This window comes from Selenomonas sp. oral taxon 149 str. 67H29BP, from assembly GCF_000146365.1.
Classification (GTDB): domain Bacteria; phylum Bacillota; class Negativicutes; order Selenomonadales; family Selenomonadaceae; genus Centipeda; species Centipeda felix.
Window position 1 is genome coordinate 1 of sequence record NZ_GL397102.1, and the last position, 546, is coordinate 546.

The 546-nt window shown below is 48.5% G+C and carries 1 protein-coding gene and 1 rRNA gene; both read right to left on the reverse strand.

All coding sequences use genetic code 11. The features are described from left to right. Nucleotides 1-279: ribosomal RNA gene (locus HMPREF9166_RS11655) — 16S ribosomal RNA — on the reverse strand; the annotation flags it as partial. Nucleotides 280-309: 30 nt separating this feature from the next. Next, a partial coding sequence (locus HMPREF9166_RS12795; RefSeq protein ID WP_217490369.1) for a hypothetical protein occupies nt 310-546 on the reverse strand: 237 nt, incomplete at its 5' end.

Genomic DNA, 546 nt, shown 5'->3' on the forward strand with positions numbered 1-546 from the left:
GTTACCTCACCAACTAGCTAATCAGACGCAGACCCATCAACAGGTGATAGCATAAAAAGAGGCCATCTTTCATCGAAGGAAGATGCCTTCCCTCGACTTCATTCGGTATTAGCATTCCTTTCGGAATGTTGTCCCCATCCTGTCGGCAGGTTGTCTACGTGTTACTCACCCGTTTGCCACTAAGCTCATAAAAGCAAGCTTTCATTCGCTCCGTTCGACTTGCATGTGTTAAGCACGCCGCCAGCGTTCGTCCTGAGCCAGGATCAAACTCTCCATAAAAGACTGTAGTCTATCTGAGAGCCTGTTGGCTCAAAATGTCATTCTTGTAAAAGAATTGTGTTCGTTGACCGAAGGTGTTTCCACCTTCACAACGATGTTGCATCTGGCTGTTAGAGTTTCCTCTAACTTGTTTTGCATTGTGTAGTTTTCAGGGTACATCCTGCGCCGCTCTAGTGCTGGGGCTTGCTTGCGCTCGCCCGCCGCTCTCATCGGCGCGACTGTCATAATATAACACACGTCACAACTCCCGTCAACCCCTCTTTTTCG